Raw genomic sequence first — 19,242 nt, 5'->3', positions numbered from 1 at the left:
GGTGGCTCAGGTCAAACGTATCCGTCGTAACGTCAGCGGCATCATTCTGCTCGACAAGCCGCTGGGGTTCACCTCCAACGCGGCGTTGCAGAAGGTTCGCTGGCTGCTCAATGCCGAGAAGGCCGGGCACACCGGCAGTCTTGATCCGTTGGCCACCGGCGTGTTGCCGCTGTGCTTCGGTGAGGCGACCAAGTTCTCGCAATACCTGCTCGACTCCGACAAGGGCTATGAAACCCTGGCGCAATTGGGCAAGACCACCACCACGGCAGACGCTGAAGGTGAAGTTTTGCAGGAGCGCCCGGTGACCGTTTGTCGCGCCGATATCGAAGCGGTTTTGCCGAAATTTCGTGGGCAAATCAGTCAGATACCGCCGATGTACTCAGCCCTCAAGCGTGACGGCCAGCCGTTGTACAAGTTGGCTCGTGCAGGTGAAGTGGTGGAGCGCGAACCGCGTTCTGTTACTATTGCGCGCTTGGAATTGCTGGCCTTTGAAGGTGATACTGCGCGCTTCGCCGTAGATTGCAGCAAAGGCACCTATATCCGCACCCTCGTGGAGGATATTGGTGAAGCACTCGGTTGTGGCGCTTACGTTGCGCAGTTGCGACGTACCCAGGCCGGTCCGTTCAGCCTGGCCCAGACGGTCACGCTGGAAGAGTTGGAAGCAGTACATGCCGAAGGCGGCAACGAAGCGGTTGATCGCTTCCTGATGCCATCGGACAGCGGCCTGCTGGATTGGCCACTGTTGCAGTTCTCGGAGCACAGCTCGTTCTACTGGCTCAACGGCCAGCCGGTTCGCGCCCCGGATGCACCGAAGTTTGGCATGGTACGCGTACAGGATCACAATGGTCGCTTCATCGGTATCGGTGAAGTGAGCGAAGACGGGCGCATCGCGCCACGTCGACTGATTCGGTCAGAATGACCGAACGAGGGTGGCTGTTAACAGGCACGGTCACTACTCATTTTTAGATACAGGGATTTGTCCCTGGCCTGTTGAAGCTGTTTCTTTGAAACAGTTTCCTGATAAAAGGATTGCCTCATGGCTCTCGACGTTCAAGAAAAAGCTCAAATCGTAGCTGACTACCAGCAAGCTGTTGGTGACACCGGTTCGCCAGAAGTGCAAGTTGCACTGCTGACCGCCAACATCAACAAACTGCAAGGTCACTTCAAGGCCAACGGTAAAGATCACCACTCCCGTCGTGGTCTGATCCGCATGGTTAACCAGCGTCGTAAGCTGCTGGACTACCTGAAAGGCAAGGACGTGAGCCGTTACAGCGCTCTGATCGCTCGCCTGGGTCTGCGTCGCTAATCAGCGATTGCGCTAGAGGTTGGTTGTCTGTCGTGCGTCAGCGGGTTTCCCGCTGGCGCATGGCAGGCTCCCAGCCTCAAGTTTTATCTGGAGACACGTTTTACCCCTGGACAAGGGTTGGGCCGATTCCCGACATTGCCCAAGAATTTCGCAAGAAAACCAGTTCCCCCAAGAGCCACAAAGAAGGTAGGACACCGTGAACCCGGTAATCAAAAAATTCCAGTTCGGTCAGTCGACCGTTACCCTCGAGACTGGCCGTATCGCCCGTCAGGCCTCCGGCGCAGTATTGGTCACCGTTGACGACGACGTCAGCGTATTGGTGACTGTAGTCGGTGCCAAACAAGCCGATCCAGGCAAGGGCTTCTTCCCTCTGTCTGTTCACTACCAGGAAAAAACCTACGCTGCCGGTAAGATCCCTGGCGGTTTCTTCAAGCRTGAAGGCCGTCCTTCCGAGAAAGAAACCCTGACTTCCCGACTGATCGACCGTCCGATCCGTCCGCTGTTCCCGGAAGGCTTCATGAACGAAGTGCAGGTTGTCTGCACCGTCGTTTCCACCAGCAAGAAGACCGATCCGGACATCGCTGCGATGATCGGTACCTCGGCTGCGCTGGCGATCTCCGGCATTCCTTTCGATGGCCCGATCGGCGCTGCCCGCGTTGCGTTCCACGAAAGCACCGGCTACCTGCTGAACCCGACTTACGAGCAACTGAAAGCATCGAGCCTGGACATGGTCGTTGCCGGTACTTCGGAAGCGGTATTGATGGTTGAATCGGAAGCCAAAGAGCTGACCGAAGACCAGATGCTGGGCGCAGTACTGTTTGCTCACGACGAGTTCCAGGTTGTGATCAACGCTGTTAAAGAACTGGCCGCCGAAGCTGCCAAGCCAACCTGGACCTGGGCTCCTCAGCCTGAAGCCACTGCACTGCTGGACGCTATCCGTGCCGAGTTCGGCGACGCGATCTCCCAGGCCTACACCATCACCGTCAAGGCCGACCGTTACGCTCGCCTGGGCGAACTGAAAGACCAGGTTGTTGCCAAGCTGTCCGGTGAAGAAGGCCAGCCTTCGTCCAGCGAAGTCAAAGCTGCTTTCGGTGAAATCGAATACCGCACCGTTCGCGAAAACATCGTAAACGGCAAGCCACGTATCGACGGTCGCGACACCCGCACCGTACGTCCGTTGAACATCGAAGTCGGCGTTCTGCCGAAGACCCACGGTTCGGCATTGTTCACCCGTGGCGAAACCCAGGCTCTGGTAGTCGCGACTCTGGGCACCGCCCGTGACGCACAACTGCTGGACACCCTGGAAGGCGAGAAAAAAGACCCGTTCATGCTGCACTACAACTTCCCTCCGTTCTCGGTGGGCGAGTGTGGTCGCATGGGTGGCGCTGGTCGTCGCGAAATCGGTCACGGCCGTCTGGCCCGTCGTTCGGTTCAGGCCATGCTGCCTGCTGCTGACGTGTTCCCGTACACCATCCGTGTGGTATCGGAAATCACCGAGTCCAACGGTTCCAGCTCGATGGCGTCGGTCTGCGGTGCTTCCCTGGCCCTGATGGACGCTGGCGTGCCGATGAAGGCGCCGGTTGCCGGTATCGCCATGGGTCTGGTTAAAGAAGGCGAGAAATTCGCCGTCCTGACCGACATCCTGGGTGACGAAGACCACCTGGGCGACATGGACTTCAAGGTAGCCGGTACCTCCAAAGGTGTTACCGCGCTGCAGATGGACATCAAGATCAAAGGCATCACCGAAGAAATCATGGAAATCGCTCTGGGCCAAGCCCTGGAAGCGCGCCTGAACATCCTCGGCCAGATGAACCAGATCATTGCCCAGTCGCGTACCGAGCTGTCGGAAAATGCTCCGACCATGATCGCGATGAAAATCGACACCGACAAAATCCGTGATGTCATCGGTAAAGGTGGCGCGACCATTCGTGCGATCTGTGAAGAGACCAAGGCTTCGATCGACATCGAAGACGACGGCTCGATCAAGATCTTCGGCGAAACCAAAGAAGCTGCAGAAGCTGCGCGTCAGCGCGTTCTGGGTATCACCGCTGAAGCTGAGATCGGCAAGATCTACGTCGGCAAAGTTGAGCGTATCGTCGACTTCGGCGCATTCGTCAACATCCTGCCAGGCAAGGACGGTCTGGTTCACATCTCCATGCTGAGCGACGCTCGCGTTGAGAAAGTGACCGACATCCTGAAAGAAGGCCAGGAAGTGGAAGTACTGGTACTGGACGTGGACAACCGCGGCCGTATCAAACTGTCCATCAAAGACGTAGCAGCAGCCAAGGCTTCGGGCGTTTAATTACCCCGCAGCTTAAGCGCTGAACAAGCAAACGCCCCGACTGGTTCGGGGCGTTTTGCTGTGTGAAGTAAATGCGCCCTTGTAGCAGCTGGCTCAGAGCAAATCCGCGAAAAATGAGGCGCTTGTCCAGGTTGCCCGACCCCAAAGTCAGTGCTAGCTTTAGCCCACCGCCCGTGTAGCTCAGCCGGTAGAGCAGCGCACTCGTAACGCGAAGGTCGCAGGTTCGATTCCTGTCTCGGGCACCACTTCCCCTTATTTCACCTTGCGGCTCAATTCCTCGACGGTGCGTTTGAGCTGATCCATCGCACGGTCCTGATCGCTGATGGTCCGTTTCAGGTTCGAGATCTCGCTGCTATTCGAGCTGGAGCTGGAGCCGCTGTTGCGATTGAGATCTTCCACCTGCCGACCGAGCTTATCCAGATCACGTTCCTGCTCCTTGACCTTGTTCTTGAGGTCGTCGATCTCCTTGCTGCTGGAGCTTGAGCTGGAACCGTTGCTGCGCTTGAGTTCTTCGATCTGGCGTGTCTGGTCTTTGATGGTTTCCTGCATCTTTTTCAGTTCGTCGATGCGCAAGTCGCTTTTGACCAGAACGTCCTTGCCGTATTCACTGTGGATGGCGGAGAGTTTGTCATCGTAGGACGGACCGCTGTTGCTCAGCTCAATGCTGGCCATTGCGGTGCCCGGCAGAGCCAGGACACCCAGCAGGGCAGTCATTGCGGTGGCGGACAGAACAGAGGAAAGCTTCGAAAAACTGTGCATCACTGAGGTTCCTTGTGAAGTACCGATATGGCACATCGCTATGACTTTGGATTTTAAATTATGTTCCCGAGGCTCCTGATGCCCCCGGCATGAAACTTTTTGTGGAAGAGATGTAAAGAGCCGTGTAATTCGCGGGCCAAACGTCCTATATTCGTTGCCTGCATGAGCATCGCCCAGCAGTTTTCAGATGATCCCGAATGGTTCTGAAGGCCAGATAAACCGGGCTTCAAACGGTTTTCTGCGTCAGAGAGATCCTTGATGATCCAGATCCATCTTCCATTCCCATGATCAGCGAGAACGCCATGACCGTGAACGAAATGACTCAAGAACAAAGACACGAAGAGGCCCTCAAGAAGTACATGCTTGATGCGCCGGAATTGATGGAAGAGATCAAGAACCTGAGCGCCGACGATCAGAAAGATCAGATTCAGTGGGCGTTCGAGGACGAGGCAGAAGCACAGGGCTTGCAGCCTTGGGAGCTGACGCTCAAGTACACCTCAACGCCTGAAGAGTACGAAGCGACGCGCCTTGCGTTGCACAAGGAAGCAGCCGAAGTGCTGGGTGTCGAGTGGGAAGAATACTGCGAGATGAACAATCTGGTGGTTTGAAAGCAACGCCAGCCTCATGAGGCTGGCGTTTCTTTTTGTCAGAGACTCAAGCGCATCGACAGGTCTACAGCCTTCACATCCTTGGTCATCGCGCCAATCGAGATGTAATCCACGCCCGTCTCGGCGATTGGCCGCAAGGTGCTTTCGTTGACGCCACCGCTGGCCTCCAGTTTCGCCTTGCCGGCATTCAGCCGCACGGCTTCACGCATGTCGTCCAGGCTCAGCTCATCGAGCATGATGATATCGGCGCCCGCCGCCAGGGCCTCCTTGAGCTCCTCCAGGCTTTCCACTTCAACCTCCACCGGTTTGCCCGGCGCGATCTTGTGCGCGGCGGCGATGGCTTGAGGGATGCCACCGCAGGCCGCGATATGGTTTTCCTTGATCAGAAAAGCGTCGTACAGGCCGATGCGGTGGTTGTGGCAGCTGCCGCAGGTTACGGCGTACTTTTGCGCCAATCGCAGCCCAGGCAGGGTTTTGCGGGTATCCAGCAGTTTCACCTGAGTATCGGCAACGAAGTCGGCCAGGTATTGCGCACGAGTGGCGACACCGGAAAGCAGTTGCAGGAAGTTCAGTGCACTACGCTCGCCGGTCAGCAGCGAGCGGGCCGGACCTTCGAGGTGAAACAACGGCTGATTGGGGCTCACGCGCTCACCGTCGCGCACTTGCCAGTGCACCGCAACGCGCGGGTCCAGCTGCCGGAACACGGCGTCGACCCAGGCGGTGCCGCTGATGACGGCTGCATCACGGGTAATGATCGTGGCTTTGGCCAGGCGTTCGGCCGGGATCAGTTGTGCGGTGATGTCGCCGCTGCCGATGTCTTCAAGCAACGCACGGCGCACGTTGGCTTCGATTTCGGCGGTCAAATCGGCGAGGCGTAGATTCGGCATAACGGGCTCCACAAACAAAGTGATCCGATTATAGGGCCATGCTGCAAGCGAACCCAAGGCGCGCACTACTTTCAGCGGGTTCTAAAACCTGCATTTGGTCGACTCGCCATCGTTATTCCTCCTGCGTGCTGGTCTGTGATCGAACGCTGTTTTATGGGGGGATGCAGAGTCTGCTGGTACTCGGGAGGTCTTTTGCAGATAATTGCGCCTTTCATTTGACGTCATAGCCTTGACGTCTCTTTGGCTTCCCGATACTTGAAATGCAGCGCGGTGCATCACGATTGCGTTGTGAGCCGACGGTGAGCGTTTGTCGCTTCACATCGAACCGAGGAATCACCCCTTTGCAAGAGGCTTGGATGCACAACGACGGGAATGTAGTGCCTTTGCACAAGGCCGCTACCGATCAGGCGAATCGATCGCCGCTCGCGCGCCTGCCGGTGATTCTGCTCCAGGTTCGCGACAAGGCTGTGCAACAACTCAGGCTCGGCTTGCAGGAGCTGTTCGATAACGCCGACGACACCTTGTTCGAAATGGCCGACCGGGCACATCACACTGTCGAACAGAACATTTTCTTTGAAGCCATGCGCGATTTGCGCCTCAAGCGCAAAAACATCGAGCGCGGTTTTCACGAGCTTTTCTTCGAGGCCTTTGCCGGCCTCATCCAGTACGACCCGACTCACGCCGCCTTGCCGCTGGCGATGAGTGTCGACCCCTCGGACGAGCTCCCCAGTGACGAGTTTGAGCGGCAAGTGGCACTGGAAACCATGGTCGCCAAGGCGCTCAACCGGGACGGCTTTGCCCTTGGACAACTGACCGCGCGCCTGAGCACGCTGCTGGGCAAGCCTCTGGATGATTCGCGCAATCCCATGGGGCCGGCCATGCTCTGCGAGTACTTTTTGCAGGCCGGACGCAATCTGGGGATGGAGATCAAGGTCAAGCTGATCATCCTCAAATTGTTCGAACGCTATGTGCTCAGCGATGCTGATCAGCTCTATGCGCAAGCCAACCAGTTGCTGGTTGCCACTGGCGTTCTGCCTGAACTCAAGGCCGCTCCAGCGCGCCGTGTCACGGACCGGGCGGTGGCCAGTGTTCATGCGGAGTCCAGCGAGTCGGGCATCAGATCCAACAGCACGCACGTCGATGACAGCGTGCAGGAAGTTTTCGCCACCTTGCAGGAGTTGCTGTACCTCGTGCGCGGTAGTGTTGCGCCGACCCTCGAAGTCAGCGCCCAGAGCCAGCCCATCTCGACCCGCGATCTGCTGCGCCTGCTCTCGCACTTGCAGCAATACGTGCCGGTCCCTGCCACCCAGGATGATTTCGACCTGCGCAATCAGCTTGAACAGTTGCTGACCCGGGTCAGTGTCAAAAGTGGCAAGTCTCGGGTGGTCGGGGTAGTGGATGAGGATGTGATCAATCTGATCGCGATGCTCTTTGAATTCATTCTCGCCGACCGCAATCTGCCGGAGTCCCTCAAGGCGTTGATCGGCCGCTTGCAGATTCCGATGCTCAAGGTCGCAGTGCTCGACAAAAGTTTCTTTAGTCGCAGCAGTCACCCGGCCCGGCGTCTGCTCAATGAAATTGCCACAGCGGCAATGGGCTGGGAGCAATGCGATGATCATCAGCGCGACAGCCTGTACCTGCGCATCGAGCAGGTGGTGCAGCGGCTGCTGAATGACTTTGTCGATGATCCGGCGATTTTCTCCGAACTGCTGAGCGACTTTCTCGCCTTCACCAGCGACGAGCGCACTCGCACTGGGCTGGCCCTGGAGTTTCGCCGTGGCGCGGTGCGTACGTTCGACGACACCTTGTTGTTCGATCGGGCGCTGGAGTCGGTGATTGGCAACCTGCGTCGACTCAATTGCGGCAAGTGATCGCAACCTGAGGGGTGATCACGGCATACTGGAGCCCGTCAGAGCCGTCATTGAAGGAGCCTGTATGCAGTTGGACCCCGCGAGCGGTTGGTTTGAAGGCGTGCGCCATTGCCCGTCCCCCAACTTCAATGCGCGCCCCACGGGCGAAATCTCCTTGCTGGTAATCCACAACATCAGCCTGCCTCCGGCGCAGTTCGCGACGGGCAAGGTGCAGGAATTTTTTCAAAACCGCCTGGATGTCACCGAGCACCCTTATTTTGAAGGGATTGCCGACTTGCGCGTGTCTGCACATTTTCTGATCGAGCGTGACGGCGCGATCACACAGTTTGTCTCTTGTCTTGATCGGGCGTGGCACGCAGGCGTTTCCCGGTTCGAGGGGCGCGAAGGCTGTAATGATTTCTCCCTTGGCATCGAGCTTGAAGGCACTGATGATCTGCCGTTCACCGAGGCTCAATATCACGCCCTGATTGCCTTGACCCGCCAATTGCAGTCTACGTTTACAGCCATCACCCATTCACGTATCCAGGGGCATAGCGATATCGCACCCGGGCGCAAGACGGATCCGGGACCGGCGTTCGACTGGGCACGCTTTCGCGGGGCTCTGGAAAAAGGGGAAGCACAATGAGTTTTCTGGTGTTACTGCTGGCGGTCTGGGTCGAGAAGTTCTCGGCCTTGCGTCATCAAGTTCAGCGCGACAGTGGATGGCTGCGGGAGCTGGCCAAATATGAAGCCAGCCCAAAGCTTGCGAATCGGCCTTGGCTGGTACTGGCATTGCTGGTGCTGTTCCCTGTGGCGTTACTCGGCTTTTTGTTGCTGGTACTGGAACCGGTAGCCTATGGCTTGTTGGCCTTGCCGGTGCATTTGCTGGTGGTGATTTACAGCCTGGGCCGTGGTGATTTGCTCGGCGGCCTGGGACCGTTTCGTGATGCCTGGCGTCGGGAAGACCTGCAAGCGGCGGCGCTTGTCGCCAAACGTGACCTGGATATTTGCGCCGACAGCGGCGAGCAATTGCTGCAGAAGGTTCAAGCCCATTTGCTATGGCAGGCTTACCAGAGTTTTTTTGCGGTGATTTTCTGGTACTTCCTGCTCGGTCCAGTGGCGGCCTTGAGTTATCGCTTGCTGGCCCTGGCGGCCGAACATGGCAAGAACCCGGCAGTGGCCGAGCGCGCCGCACAATTGCGACATGCCTTTGACTGGCTGCCGGTGCGCTTGCTGGCAGCGAGTTTTGCTTTGGTCGGCAACTTCGTCGCGGTCAGCCGGGTGATGCTCCATGAATTGTTGAACTGGAATATCAGCGCCGCGCAACTGATCGAGAACGTCGGCGTGGTAGCGGGTGAGATTCCGGCGCCAGTGGCGGGGCCTGAAGGGGTTCAAAACCTGGATCAGATCTGGGAACTGCTGCTGCGGGCGGCGGTGGTCTGGTATGCCGGGTTTGCCGTTTGGACTGTGCTGCCCTGATTTCTGCATAACCCCGACCTGTAGCAACTGCCGAACGCAGCCTTCGGCAGCTGCTACAGGTGCGCGTGCGCTCTAGCTGTTAACCTTAAGTTACAAAACCTCCTTTCGATTTGAGCTATACAGAAGCAGCGCGCCATAGTGGCTATCTGCTGCATCTGCGTGCCAGCCCAAAAAAATAAGAAATGAAAGGGGGACGTCCGTGAAGAGTTTGCTCTATCCCGCCGTTGCGCTGATGAATCGCCTGAGCTTCGGCATGAAGTTCAGCCTGATCAGCGTGCTGTTTTTCTTCCCCATGCTGGTGACCAATTTCTATCTGGTTCGGGATTCGTATCGCGAGTTCCAGGGTACCCAGGTCGAATTGCAAAGCCTCGACCTGCTGGGCGGTGGGCTGACGTTGCGGCGGGATCTGGAAACCCTGAACAACCTGGTACAGATCAACGCGACCCTCGGGCAGTCTGGCAAGGCCGGAGATACCGAATCGAAAATCAGCGCTCTTGAGCAGGGAGTGCTTGCACGCCTGCAAAGYCTGACCGCGATGACCATCGATCCTGAGCAGGTCAGTGTTTTTGAGGGCAAGCGCGATGAAATGATTACCGCGTTCAAGGCTCAACAAGCGGAGACGTCCCTGCAAAGCAAAAGCGCGCTGATCGGCAAACTGCTCGGCAATGCGCAGATTTTCAGTCAGATCATCGCCAGCCAGGCCGGCTTGAGTCGTGACAACCAGAGTGATTTGCGCCAATTGAGTGAGCTGATCACCAACGTTACCCCGCGTGTGACGCAAACCCTCGGCGAAGGCCGGGCGATGGGGGCCTACTCGCTGGGGCAGGGGTTTCTCAACTCCGCTTCGAGCACCCGGTTCGATGAACTGCTGGCGCAGATCGACAAGCTCCAGGCCGAATATGCCTTGAAGTTGCAGGACGCACTGGCTGCCGGCAAAGCGGCGCGTGAGGTGCTGGAACCCTCGGCCAATGCCAGTAAAGCCACGCTCAAACAAGCCAGCGAGTTGTTTGAGGAGCAGGTGGTGGTGGCCGATACTCTCGATAAACCCTGGCAGGGTTTTTACGATCAGGTCACTGGGCTGATGGACAAGACCTATCAACTGAATGACGCGACGCTTAAGTTTCTCGGCGTTCAATTGCAGCAACGCCTGGAACAGAACCGCACGCACATGGTGCTGCAGGCGGTGGCACTGTCGGTGGTGTTCGTGCTGATTTTTTACCTCTACGGCGGCTTCTATGCCTCCACCCGCACCACCCTCAAGCGTCTCGGCGGAGTGATGGACAAGGTGGCGGCCGGTGACATGACCATCACGTTTACCGCTCACAGCCGTGATGAGCTGGGTGAATTGGGCAACGTCTTCAATGGCACCGTGGCGAAGATCCATGACCTGATCGAGTTGGTCGGCAAGACCGTCAACGAAGTGGAGCGTCAGGCGAGTCAGGTGGAAACGGTATCGGCCCGGAGCAATCAGGCGGTGGCCGGTCAGCGTACGCAGATCGAACAAGTCGCCACGGCGATGAACCAGATGTCGGCCACCGCTCAGGAAGTTGCACGCAGTGCGGCGGCTGCCGTCAGCAGTGCCCACAGCGTCAACGATGAAACCATTAGCGGCCGCGGCTTGGTCGAGTCGCAACAAGGCAGCATTGCGCAACTGGCCAGCGAGATCGACTCGTCAGTGCTGGTGATCAATCAACTGGCCAGCGACAGCCAGTCCATCAGTCGCGTGCTGGAAGTGATCAAGAGCATCGCCGAGCAGACCAACCTGTTGGCGCTCAACGCGGCCATCGAGGCCGCCCGTGCGGGTGAGCAGGGACGTGGCTTTGCGGTGGTGGCCGATGAGGTCCGTACCCTGGCCAAACGGACCCAGCAATCGACCGAAGAAATCGAGCAGATGATTACCAGGCTGCACGGTGGTGTTGGCGCAGCCGTGAAGGCCATGGGCGTCAGTCACCAGATGGCCAGCGGCACGGTCGGTCAATCGGAAAAGGTCCAGCAAGCCCTGGAAAACATCCTGGGCGCGGTGGGCATGATCGTCGATCAGAATCAGCAAATTGCCGCGGCAGTCGAGCAGCAAACTGCGGTGGCCCACGACATCGACCAGAACATTGTCGAGATCAACCGGGCCGGCGAGCGCACCGCCGAAGGTGCGCACCAGACCGAGCATGCCAGCCGTGCACTGTCGGCCCAAGTGGTGCAGTTGAAGCACTTGATCAGCGCGTTCAGGGTTTGACAATTGCCGGTCGCCGCAAACCGACGGATTACCAGTTGAACAGCTCGCAGGCGTTGGCGGTGCTGGCGGCGGCCAGTTGCTCAGGGCTGATGGCCATGATCTGCGCCAGTGCCGCGCAAATCGCCGGCAGGTGAGCAGGGCTGTTGCGTTGTCCGGGGTACATGGCGGGCGCCATGTCCGGTGAATCGGTTTCCAGCACGACCGATTCCAGCGGCAAACCGGCGATCACTTTGTGCATGCGCAAGGCTTGTGGCCAGGTTGCCGCGCCGCCCAATCCCAGTTTGAAACCGAGCTTGAGGTATTCGCGGGCCTCTTCCTGGCTGCCGGCAAAGGCGTGGATGATGCCGGCGCGTTTGAGCCTGAAACGTTTCAAGGTCGCAATCACCGCCGCATGGCTGCGCCGCACATGCAGCAGCGCCGGCAACTGGAAGTCTGCCGCCAGTTGCAGCTGTGCTTCAAACAGCGCTTGCTGGCGTTCGCGGTCCAGGTCCTCAAGAAAGTAATCCAGGCCAATTTCGCCCACGGCGCACAGTTGCCGATGGCCGGCCAGACGTGTCAGCCAGTCCGCCAACTCGGTCAGGTCAGCGGGACGGTGTTCATCGACGTAGACCGGGTGCAGGCCAAACGCGGCATGCAGGTCAGGATCGCTTTGCACCAGATCCCACACCCGCTGCCAATTGCGCTGATAAACCCCCAGCACCACCATCCGCTTCACACCCAAGGCGCGGCATTGAGCCAGCAGCGCCTGACGGTCCGGGTCGAAGTCCGGGAAGTCCAGATGAGTGTGGCTGTCGATCAGCTCCACGTTTCAGTCCTGGCGAATACGCTGTTTGAAGGTCCGCGCGATGGCTTGCACACCGGGTTGGTAATGGGCTTCTTCAATCGCCGCGACCGCCAGTTGCAGCGCTTTGTCGGCGATCAGTTGATGCTGCTGAGCCATGGCGTTGACCGGCAGCGGCAGGAAGTCCAGCAGCTGTGTGTCGCCAAACGTGCCGAGGCGCAACGGACGGGTTTTCAAAGGGAAGTCATGCAAGGCATCGAACACGCCTTGAAGCAGCACGTAGGACGTCGTCACCAGCGCATCCGGCAAGTGGCCGAGGCGTTGCAGTAATTCTTCCATCAGCTGTCGGCCGCAGTCGCGGCTGAATGCCTCGCCGTGTTCGATCAGGACGTCACCCTTGAAGTCGACTAAAGCCTGCTTGAAGCCGGCCGCACGCTCCTGGCTGATGCTCAGCTCGGGCCGCGCACCGATCAGCGCAATCTGCTTGGGCTCTGGCTGCAACAGGCTGCGGGTGAGGTTCAGGCTGGCTTCGCGATCATCGCTGATCACCGAGCAGAAATGCTCAGGCTCCATGACCCGGTCAATGGCAATGATCGGCAAGCCCTTGGCCTGCAACTGGCGATAGCTGTCATCACCGGCCGGCAGGCAACTGGCGACGATCAACGCATCGCAGCGCCGTGCGCGAAACAGCTTGAGCAACTGGCGCTCGCTTTCTGGTGCGTCGTCGGAGCTGGCAATCAGCAACTGATAGCCACGCGCCCGCGCACCCTGTTCGAGGAGTTTGGCGATCCGCGCGTAACTGGGGTTTTCTAGGTCCGGCAGAATGAAACCCAGTGTGCGGGTGTGCCGACTGCGCAACCCGGCCGCTTGAGGATTAGGCGTAAAGCCATGTTGCTCGACCACCGCGCGCACGCGCTCGACGGTGGCGTTGCTGATGCGCTGCTGTTCGGCCTTGCCATTGATGACATAGCTGGCGGTGGTGACGGACACACCGGCCAACTGGGCGATATCACTGAGTTTCAACCCGGGATTTCCTTGTTTTTTTCGAGCGTGTCCCGACATTTTGTCCAATCCTACCCGATTACGGCAGGCGACCTATGTCGCAACGCATCCGACAAGTTGGACTTCAAGGTTGGGAGATTATCGAGTAACGTGCAGACTCATCTAGATTAAACGTTTCAGCAAGCGTATTTTCTGCGCTATTGGCTATTTTTGCCGGTTCTGCCGCGAAACCGACAAAGGATGCTCTGAAAAAGAGTGCTCTGAATAAGGCCTAAACTGATTCAATCAAAACAATACCTGGCGCGACCCCGCGCCAAAAAGGAGAAAGCATGCTCGAGCTCACCATAGAGCAGATATCCATGGGCCAATCGGCTGTGGATAAAGCCGCCGCGTTGCATTTGCTGGCCGACACGCTGGTCACCGATGGCCTGGTGGCCGAGGGTTACCTCAGCGGCCTGCAGGCGCGTGAAGCCCAGGGTTCGACCTTTCTCGGCCAAGGTATTGCGATCCCCCACGGAACCCCCGATACCCGCGATCTGGTGCACACCACCGGCGTACGTTTGCTGCAGTTCCCCGAAGGAGTGGATTGGGGCGACGGTCATATCGTCTATCTGGCGATTGGTATCGCGGCCAAATCCGACGAGCATTTGCGCCTGCTGCAATTGTTGACCCGTGCCCTCGGTGAAACCGATCTGGGCCAGGCCTTGCGCCGCGCCAGTAGTGCCGAAGCCTTGCTGAAACTGCTGCAAGGCGCACCGCAAGAGCTGGCGCTGGATGCGCAAATGATCGGCCTGGGTGTCTCCGCCGACGATTTCGAAGAGCTGGTCTGGCGTGGCGCGCGGTTGTTGCGTCAGGCCGACTGCGTGAGCAATGGTTTTTCTGCGGTATTGCAGCAGGTCGAAGCACTGCCGCTGGGCGATGGCCTGTGGTGGCTGCACAGCGAACAAACGGTCAAGCGCCCGGGTCTGGCCTTCGTCACCCCGGACAAACCGATTCGTTACCTCGGCCAGCCACTGAGCGGGCTGTTCTGTCTGGCCAGCCTTGGCGAGGCGCATCAGGCTTTGCTCGAGCGTCTTTGTGCCTTGCTGATTGAAGGCCGTGGTCACGAGCTCGGTCGCGCCACCAGCCGTCGTGCGGTGCTGGAAGTGCTGGGCGGCGAATTGCCGGCCGATTGGCCGAGCGCTCGTATCGCCTTGGCCAACGCCCACGGTTTACACGCGCGGCCGGCGAAGATCCTTGCGCAATTGGCGAAAAGTTTTGAAGGCGAGATCCGCATCCGCATCGTCGACGGCCAGGACAGCGCGGTGTCGGTGAAGAGCTTGAGCAAACTGCTCAGCCTCGGTGCCCGTCGAGGCCAGGTGCTGGAGTTGATTGCCGAGCCGAGCATCGCCGCCGATGCGTTGCCGGCGCTGCTGAGGGCTATTGAAGAAGGCCTGGGCGAAGACATCGAACCGTTGCCGACGGTGAGTGCACAGAGCGAGGTCATCGACGAAATCATTGACGTCGTGGTTGCTCCCGCCTCCGGCAGCGTGATTCAGGCCGTTGCTGCTGCGCCGGGGATTGCCATCGGTCCTGCGCATATTCAGGTGTTGCAAGCAATCGACTACCCATTGCGTGGCGAGTCCACGGCGATCGAACGCGAGCGTCTGAAGACTTCACTGGCCGATGTTCGCCGCGATATCGAAGGGCTGATCCAGCGCAGCAAGGCCAAGGCCATTCGCGAGATTTTCATCACCCACCAGGAAATGCTCGACGACCCGGAACTGACCGACGAAGTCGACACTCGCCTCAAGCAAGGCGAAAGCGCTGAAGCGGCGTGGATGGCGGTGATCGACGCGGCAGCCAGACAACAGGAGTCCTTGCAGGACGCCTTGCTTGCCGAGCGTGCAGCGGACTTGCGCGATATCGGTCGGCGAGTGCTGGCGCAACTGTGCGGCATCGAGACCACGAGCGAGCCGGATCAGCCGTACATCCTGGTAATGGATGAAGTGGGTCCATCGGACGTTGCACGCCTTGATCCGACGCGGGTGGCCGGCATTCTTACGGCGCGCGGTGGGGCCACGGCCCACAGCGCGATCGTCGCTCGGGCCTTGGGCATTCCGGCGCTGGTCGGAGCGGGTGTAGCGGTGTTGCAGCTGGCGGCGGGCACGCCGTTGCTGCTCGACGGCCAGCGTGGTCGGTTGCATGTCGACGCCGATGCGGCGACGTTGCAGCGTGCCGCCGAAGAACGTGACAACCGCGAACAACGCCTGCAAGCGGCAGCGGCCCAGCGTCACCAGCCGGCGCTGACCACTGACGGCCATGCGGTCGAAGTGTTCGCCAACATTGGCGAAAGCGCGGGCGTGGTCAGCGCGGTGGAGCAGGGCGCTGAAGGGATTGGCCTGCTGCGCACCGAACTGATTTTTATGGCCCACCAGCAAGCGCCGGACGAAGCCACTCAAGAAGTCGAATACCGTCGGGTGCTTGATGGCTTGGCCGGGCGGCCGCTGGTGGTCCGGACCCTGGACGTTGGCGGTGACAAGCCGTTGCCGTATTGGCCGATTGCCAAGGAGGAAAACCCGTTCCTCGGCGTACGTGGCATTCGCCTGACCTTGCAACGCCCACAAATTATGGAAGCGCAGTTGCGCGCCTTGCTGCGCGCCGCCGACAACCGTCCGCTGCGGATCATGTTCCCGATGGTCRGCAGCGTGGATGAATGGCGTCAGGCGCGAGACATGACCGAGCGCCTGCGTCTGGAAATCCCGGTGGCTGACCTGCAACTGGGGATCATGATCGAAGTACCGTCGGCAGCTTTGCTGGCGCCGGTTCTGGCCAAGGAAGTCGACTTCTTCAGCGTTGGCACCAATGACCTGACCCAATACACCCTGGCCATCGATCGCGGGCATCCGACTCTGTCGGCACAGGCCGATGGCTTGCACCCGGCGGTGTTGCAACTGATCGACATCACGGTGCGTGCCGCCCATGCCCATGGCAAGTGGGTCGGCGTGTGTGGCGAACTGGCGGCAGACCCGCTGGCGGTTCCGGTGCTGGTCGGCCTGGGGGTGGATGAGTTGAGCGTTTCGGCGCGCAGCATCGGCGAGGTCAAGGCACGGGTTCGTGAGTTGAGTCTTGCGCAGGTACGACATCTGGCCCAACAGGCACTGGCCGTGGGCAGCGCGAATGAAGTGCGCGCATTAGTGGAGGCTCTGTAATGGCCAAAATCCTAACCCTGACCCTCAACCCGGCGCTGGACCTCACCGTTCAGTTGCCGCATCTGGAACCTGGTCAGGTCAATCGCAGCGACACCATGCACACCCACGCCGCCGGCAAGGGCATCAACGTGGCGCAGGTGCTGGCAGACCTCGGGCATCAGTTGACGGTCAGCGGCTTTCTCGGTGAGGACAATCTGCAGGCATTCGAAACCCTGTTCGCCAAACGCGGTTTTGTCGACGCCTTCATCCGCGTGCCTGGCGAGACTCGCAGCAACATCAAACTGGCGGAAGCGGACGGACGCATCACTGACATCAACGGTCCGGGGCCGGTGGTCAGTGCCGCCGCGCAGCAGGCGTTGCTCGATCGTCTGGATCAGATCACCTTGGGTCATGACGCTGTAGTGGTCGCCGGCAGTTTGCCGCGAGGCGTCAGCGCACAGTGGCTGCACGGGTTGTTGCTGCGCCTCAAGTCGCGGGGTTTGAAAGTCGCCCTCGACACCAGTGGCGAAGCCCTGCGTGCAGGGCTGTCGGCGGGCCCGTGGTTGATCAAGCCGAACACCGAAGAGTTGTCCGAGGCGCTGGATTGCGAGGCGGTTTCGGTGACTGCACAAGCTGAAGCGGCGAGTCGTTTGCACGCTCATGGCATCGAACACGTGGTGATTTCCCATGGTGCCGAGGGCGTCAACTGGTTCAGTGTCGGCTCGGCGATGCACGCCACGCCACCCAGGGTCAGTGTTGTCAGTACGGTGGGCGCCGGCGATTCATTGCTCGCGGGCATGCTCCACGGTTTGCTCAGTGCCGATACGCCAGAACAGACCTTGCGCACCGCCACGGCGATTGCCGCCATGGCCGTCACGCAGATCGGTTTCGGTATCGGTGACGCCGCGCAACTGGCGCAGCTCGAACAGGGGGTGCGCGTGCGCCCTCTGACAGAACAATAAGAGGGTTGGTCATGAAGTTAGCCATTGTTACTGCCTGCCCGAATGGCATGGTTACCAGTGTGCTGTGCGCGCGTTTGCTCGATGCCGCCGCGCAGCGTCAGGGCTGGAGCACTAGCGTTGAAGTGCATGACGCCGCGCACCCGGAACGCCAGCTGTCCGCCGCGACCCTGGAGGACGCCGAGTGGGTGCTGCTGGTCAGCACCGGGACTGTGGATATGTCGCGGTTTGTCGGCAAGCGGGTATTCCAGACCACGCCGTCCCAAGCCCTGCAAGACGTCGATGCGGTGCTGCGCCGTGGTGCTGAAGAAGCCCAAATCTACGTCGCCCCGCAAGCCGTCGTCGAACCCGCAGCCGTCAGCAAAACCGCGCCGCGTATAGTGGCGGTCACTGCTTGCCCGACCGGTGTCGCCCATACCTTCATGGCGGCCGAAGCCTTGCAGCAAGCGGCCAAGCGTCTGGGCTATGACTTGCAGGTGGAAACCCAGGGTTCGGTCGGCGCGCGCAATCCGTTGAGCACACAAGCCATCGCGGATGCCGATGTGGTGCTGTTGGCGGCAGACATCGAAGTCGCCACCGAGCGTTTCGCCGGCAAGAAAATTTACCGCTGCGGCACTGGTATCGCTCTGAAACAGGCCGAGGCCACACTCAACAAAGCACTGGCCGAAGGCAAGCAAGAAACCGCATCGAGCGGCGCCCAAGGCCCGGCCAAGCAAGAGAAAACCGGGATCTACAAACACTTGCTGACGGGTGTCTCGTTCATGCTGCCGATGGTCGTGGCCGGGGGCTTGATGATTGCCTTGTCGTTTGTCTTCGGCATCACTGCGTTCAAGGAACCGGGCACGTTGGCGGCGGCATTGATGCAGATCGGTGGCGATACTGCCTTCAAGTTGATGGTGCCGCTGCTGGCGGGTTACATCGCCTACTCGATTGCTGACCGTCCTGGTCTGGCGCCGGGGATGATCGGTGGCCTGTTGGCGAGTACCTTGGGCGCCGGGTTTATCGGCGGGATCATTGCCGGCTTCATCGCCGGCTACGCGGCGCAGGCGATCAACCGTTATGCGCGTCTGCCGCAAAGTCTGGAAGCACTGAAACCGATTCTGATCATCCCGTTGCTGGCGAGCCTGTTCACCGGCCTGGTGATGATCTATGTGGTTGGTAAACCGGTCGCCGGACTGCTGGAAAGCCTGACGCATTTCCTCGACAGCATGGGCACCACCAACGCGATTCTGCTGGGGGTATTGCTCGGCGGCATGATGTGCGTCGACCTCGGCGGGCCGATCAACAAGGCCGCTTATGCGTTCTCGGTGGGGCTGCTGGCGTCGCAAAGTTATGCGCCGATGGCCGCGACCATGGCCGCTGGCATGGTGCCGCCGATTGGCCTGGGCATCGCCACGTTCATCGCCCGGCGCAAGTTTGCCCAGACCGAGCGCGAAGCCGGTAAAGCCGCCTTGGTGCTGGGGCTGTGCTTCATCTCCGAAGGGGCGATTCCGTTCGCTGCCAAGGACCCGCTGCGGGTGATTCCGGCGAGCATCGCCGGTGGTGCGCTGGCCGGTGCGCTGTCGATGTATTTCGGCTGCAAATTGATGGCGCCGCACGGTGGGCTGTTCGTGATGCTGATCCCGAATGCGATCAACCATGCGCTGCTGTACTTGCTGGCGATTGTTGCCGGGAGTTTGCTGACAGCGGTGGTTTACGCAGCGGTCAAACGCCCGGAAGCCGCCGAGCTGGCATTGGAACCGGCCAACGCCTGATGCCGGTCTGGGCGCCTCACACGATCCGTAGCAGCTGGCGCAGCCTGCGTTCGGCTCGGTCCGCGTTCGGGCGAAGCAGTCGTAGAATCAGGCAACGCGGAGTTTCAGGTTCACCGCAGGCGCAGGTTTCACGACTGCTGCGCAGCCGAACGCAG

General features: G+C 59.7%; 14 protein-coding genes, 1 tRNA gene and 2 pseudogenes. 13 read left to right on the top strand and 4 right to left on the bottom strand.

Annotated features, from left to right (window positions below):
* Position 1 precedes the first annotated feature (1 nt).
* The 4 genes from truB (at position 2) to AC1DHT_RS16640 (ending at position 3,853) form a co-directional block, all read left to right on the top strand.
* On the top strand, positions 2-919 hold the full coding sequence (gene truB / locus AC1DHT_RS16655; protein ID WP_054594058.1) for a tRNA pseudouridine(55) synthase TruB: 918 nt from the start codon (positions 2-4) through the stop codon (positions 917-919).
* A gap of 117 nt (positions 920-1,036) precedes the next feature.
* Positions 1,037-1,306 carry a 30S ribosomal protein S15 gene (gene rpsO / locus AC1DHT_RS16650; RefSeq protein ID WP_011332409.1) on the top strand — a complete coding sequence of 90 codons (270 nt, stop codon included), beginning with the start codon at positions 1,037-1,039 and terminating at the stop codon, positions 1,304-1,306.
* A 196-nt stretch (positions 1,307-1,502) separates the two neighbouring features.
* Positions 1,503-3,608 carry a polyribonucleotide nucleotidyltransferase gene (gene pnp, locus AC1DHT_RS16645; RefSeq protein WP_477761403.1) on the top strand — a complete coding sequence of 702 codons (2,106 nt, stop codon included), beginning with the start codon at positions 1,503-1,505 and terminating at the stop codon, positions 3,606-3,608.
* A gap of 169 nt (positions 3,609-3,777) precedes the next feature.
* Positions 3,778-3,853, top strand: a tRNA-Thr gene (locus tag AC1DHT_RS16640).
* Between the two features lie 7 nt (positions 3,854-3,860).
* Here AC1DHT_RS16640 and AC1DHT_RS16635 read toward each other — a convergent pair.
* Positions 3,861-4,367, bottom strand: coding sequence for a hypothetical protein (locus tag AC1DHT_RS16635; RefSeq protein ID WP_427542733.1), 507 nt, complete (start codon positions 4,365-4,367; stop codon positions 3,861-3,863).
* Positions 4,368-4,669: 302 nt separating this feature from the next.
* On the opposite strand from AC1DHT_RS16635, the gene AC1DHT_RS16630 reads away from it, so the two are divergent.
* Positions 4,670-4,975: a DUF6388 family protein gene (locus AC1DHT_RS16630; RefSeq protein ID WP_054598178.1), complete on the top strand. Its 306-nt coding sequence runs from the start codon at positions 4,670-4,672 to the stop codon at positions 4,973-4,975.
* Positions 4,976-5,013: 38 nt separating this feature from the next.
* Here AC1DHT_RS16630 and nadC read toward each other — a convergent pair whose 3' ends face one another.
* Positions 5,014-5,862: a carboxylating nicotinate-nucleotide diphosphorylase gene (gene nadC / locus AC1DHT_RS16625; protein ID WP_427542730.1), complete on the bottom strand. Its 849-nt coding sequence runs from the start codon at positions 5,860-5,862 to the stop codon at positions 5,014-5,016.
* Positions 5,863-6,218: 356 nt separating this feature from the next.
* Here nadC and AC1DHT_RS16620 point away from each other — a divergent pair.
* From AC1DHT_RS16620 to AC1DHT_RS16600, 5 genes and pseudogenes are all read left to right on the top strand, one after another.
* Positions 6,219-7,646: pseudogene (locus tag AC1DHT_RS16620) on the top strand (DUF1631 family protein); the annotation flags it as partial.
* A 151-nt stretch (positions 7,647-7,797) separates the two neighbouring features.
* Entirely contained in the window at positions 7,798-8,358 is a 561-nt protein-coding gene (gene ampD / locus AC1DHT_RS16615) for a 1,6-anhydro-N-acetylmuramyl-L-alanine amidase AmpD (protein WP_427542727.1), read from the top strand.
* Positions 8,355-9,191, top strand: a complete 837-nt coding sequence (gene ampE, locus AC1DHT_RS16610; protein WP_427542724.1) for a regulatory signaling modulator protein AmpE — start codon at positions 8,355-8,357, stop codon at positions 9,189-9,191. Before ampD ends, ampE begins: the two co-directional genes overlap by 4 nt.
* Before the next feature lie 232 nt (positions 9,192-9,423).
* A pseudogene (locus tag AC1DHT_RS16605) lies at positions 9,424-10,563 on the top strand (HAMP domain-containing protein); the annotation flags it as partial.
* A gap of 144 nt (positions 10,564-10,707) precedes the next feature.
* Positions 10,708-11,421, top strand: a complete 714-nt coding sequence (locus AC1DHT_RS16600) for a methyl-accepting chemotaxis protein (protein WP_427542749.1) — start codon at positions 10,708-10,710, stop codon at positions 11,419-11,421.
* Between the two features lie 28 nt (positions 11,422-11,449).
* On the opposite strand, the gene AC1DHT_RS16595 is transcribed toward AC1DHT_RS16600, so the two are convergent.
* Both AC1DHT_RS16595 and cra read right to left on the bottom strand, forming a co-directional pair.
* Positions 11,450-12,226 (bottom strand): TatD family hydrolase, encoded by a 777-nt coding sequence (locus AC1DHT_RS16595; RefSeq protein WP_427542721.1) that lies wholly within the window; start codon positions 12,224-12,226, stop codon positions 11,450-11,452.
* Positions 12,227-12,229: 3 nt separating this feature from the next.
* The gene (gene cra / locus AC1DHT_RS16590; RefSeq protein ID WP_427542718.1) at positions 12,230-13,225 is read right to left on the bottom strand and encodes a catabolite repressor/activator; all 996 of its coding nucleotides are present in this window, start codon (positions 13,223-13,225) and stop codon (positions 12,230-12,232) included.
* 308 nt (positions 13,226-13,533) lie between these two features.
* On the opposite strand from cra, the gene ptsP reads away from it, so the two are divergent.
* Genes ptsP through AC1DHT_RS16575 form a run of 3 tightly spaced genes read left to right on the top strand, consistent with a single transcriptional unit; the run spans position 13,534 to position 19,087 of the window.
* Positions 13,534-16,395, top strand: a complete 2,862-nt coding sequence (gene ptsP / locus AC1DHT_RS16585) for a phosphoenolpyruvate--protein phosphotransferase (protein WP_477761402.1) — start codon at positions 13,534-13,536, stop codon at positions 16,393-16,395.
* Positions 16,395-17,336, top strand: a complete 942-nt coding sequence (pfkB, locus tag AC1DHT_RS16580) for a 1-phosphofructokinase (RefSeq protein ID WP_427542712.1) — start codon at positions 16,395-16,397, stop codon at positions 17,334-17,336. The genes ptsP and pfkB overlap by 1 nt, the downstream gene beginning before the upstream one ends.
* Before the next feature lie 11 nt (positions 17,337-17,347).
* Positions 17,348-19,087 (top strand): PTS fructose-like transporter subunit IIB, encoded by a 1,740-nt coding sequence (locus AC1DHT_RS16575; protein WP_427542709.1) that lies wholly within the window; start codon positions 17,348-17,350, stop codon positions 19,085-19,087.
* The last annotated feature ends 155 nt before the right edge of the window (positions 19,088-19,242 follow it).

The organism is Pseudomonas sp. 05N432 (assembly GCF_056396945.1).
Note: the sequence above shows the minus strand (reverse complement) of the source record. Positions and strands in the feature narration are given on the sequence as shown.

Excerpts from the sequence above, each read along its gene's own strand:
- AC1DHT_RS16600 (WP_427542749.1), top strand. The coding sequence starts at position 10,708 with ATGAACCAGATGTCGGCCACCGCTCAGGAAGTTGCACGCAGTGCGGCG.
- AC1DHT_RS16575 (WP_427542709.1), top strand. The coding sequence starts at position 17,348 with ATGAAGTTAGCCATTGTTACTGCCTGCCCGAATGGCATGGTTACCAGT.
- AC1DHT_RS16635 (WP_427542733.1), bottom strand. The coding sequence starts at position 4,367 with ATGCACAGTTTTTCGAAGCTTTCCTCTGTTCTGTCCGCCACCGCAATG.
- rpsO (WP_011332409.1), top strand. The coding sequence starts at position 1,037 with ATGGCTCTCGACGTTCAAGAAAAAGCTCAAATCGTAGCTGACTACCAG.
- nadC (WP_427542730.1), bottom strand. The coding sequence starts at position 5,862 with ATGCCGAATCTACGCCTCGCCGATTTGACCGCCGAAATCGAAGCCAAC.
- ampE (WP_427542724.1), top strand. The coding sequence starts at position 8,355 with ATGAGTTTTCTGGTGTTACTGCTGGCGGTCTGGGTCGAGAAGTTCTCG.
- ampD (WP_427542727.1), top strand. The coding sequence starts at position 7,798 with ATGCAGTTGGACCCCGCGAGCGGTTGGTTTGAAGGCGTGCGCCATTGC.
- pfkB (WP_427542712.1), top strand. The coding sequence starts at position 16,395 with ATGGCCAAAATCCTAACCCTGACCCTCAACCCGGCGCTGGACCTCACC.
- AC1DHT_RS16630 (WP_054598178.1), top strand. The coding sequence starts at position 4,670 with ATGACCGTGAACGAAATGACTCAAGAACAAAGACACGAAGAGGCCCTC.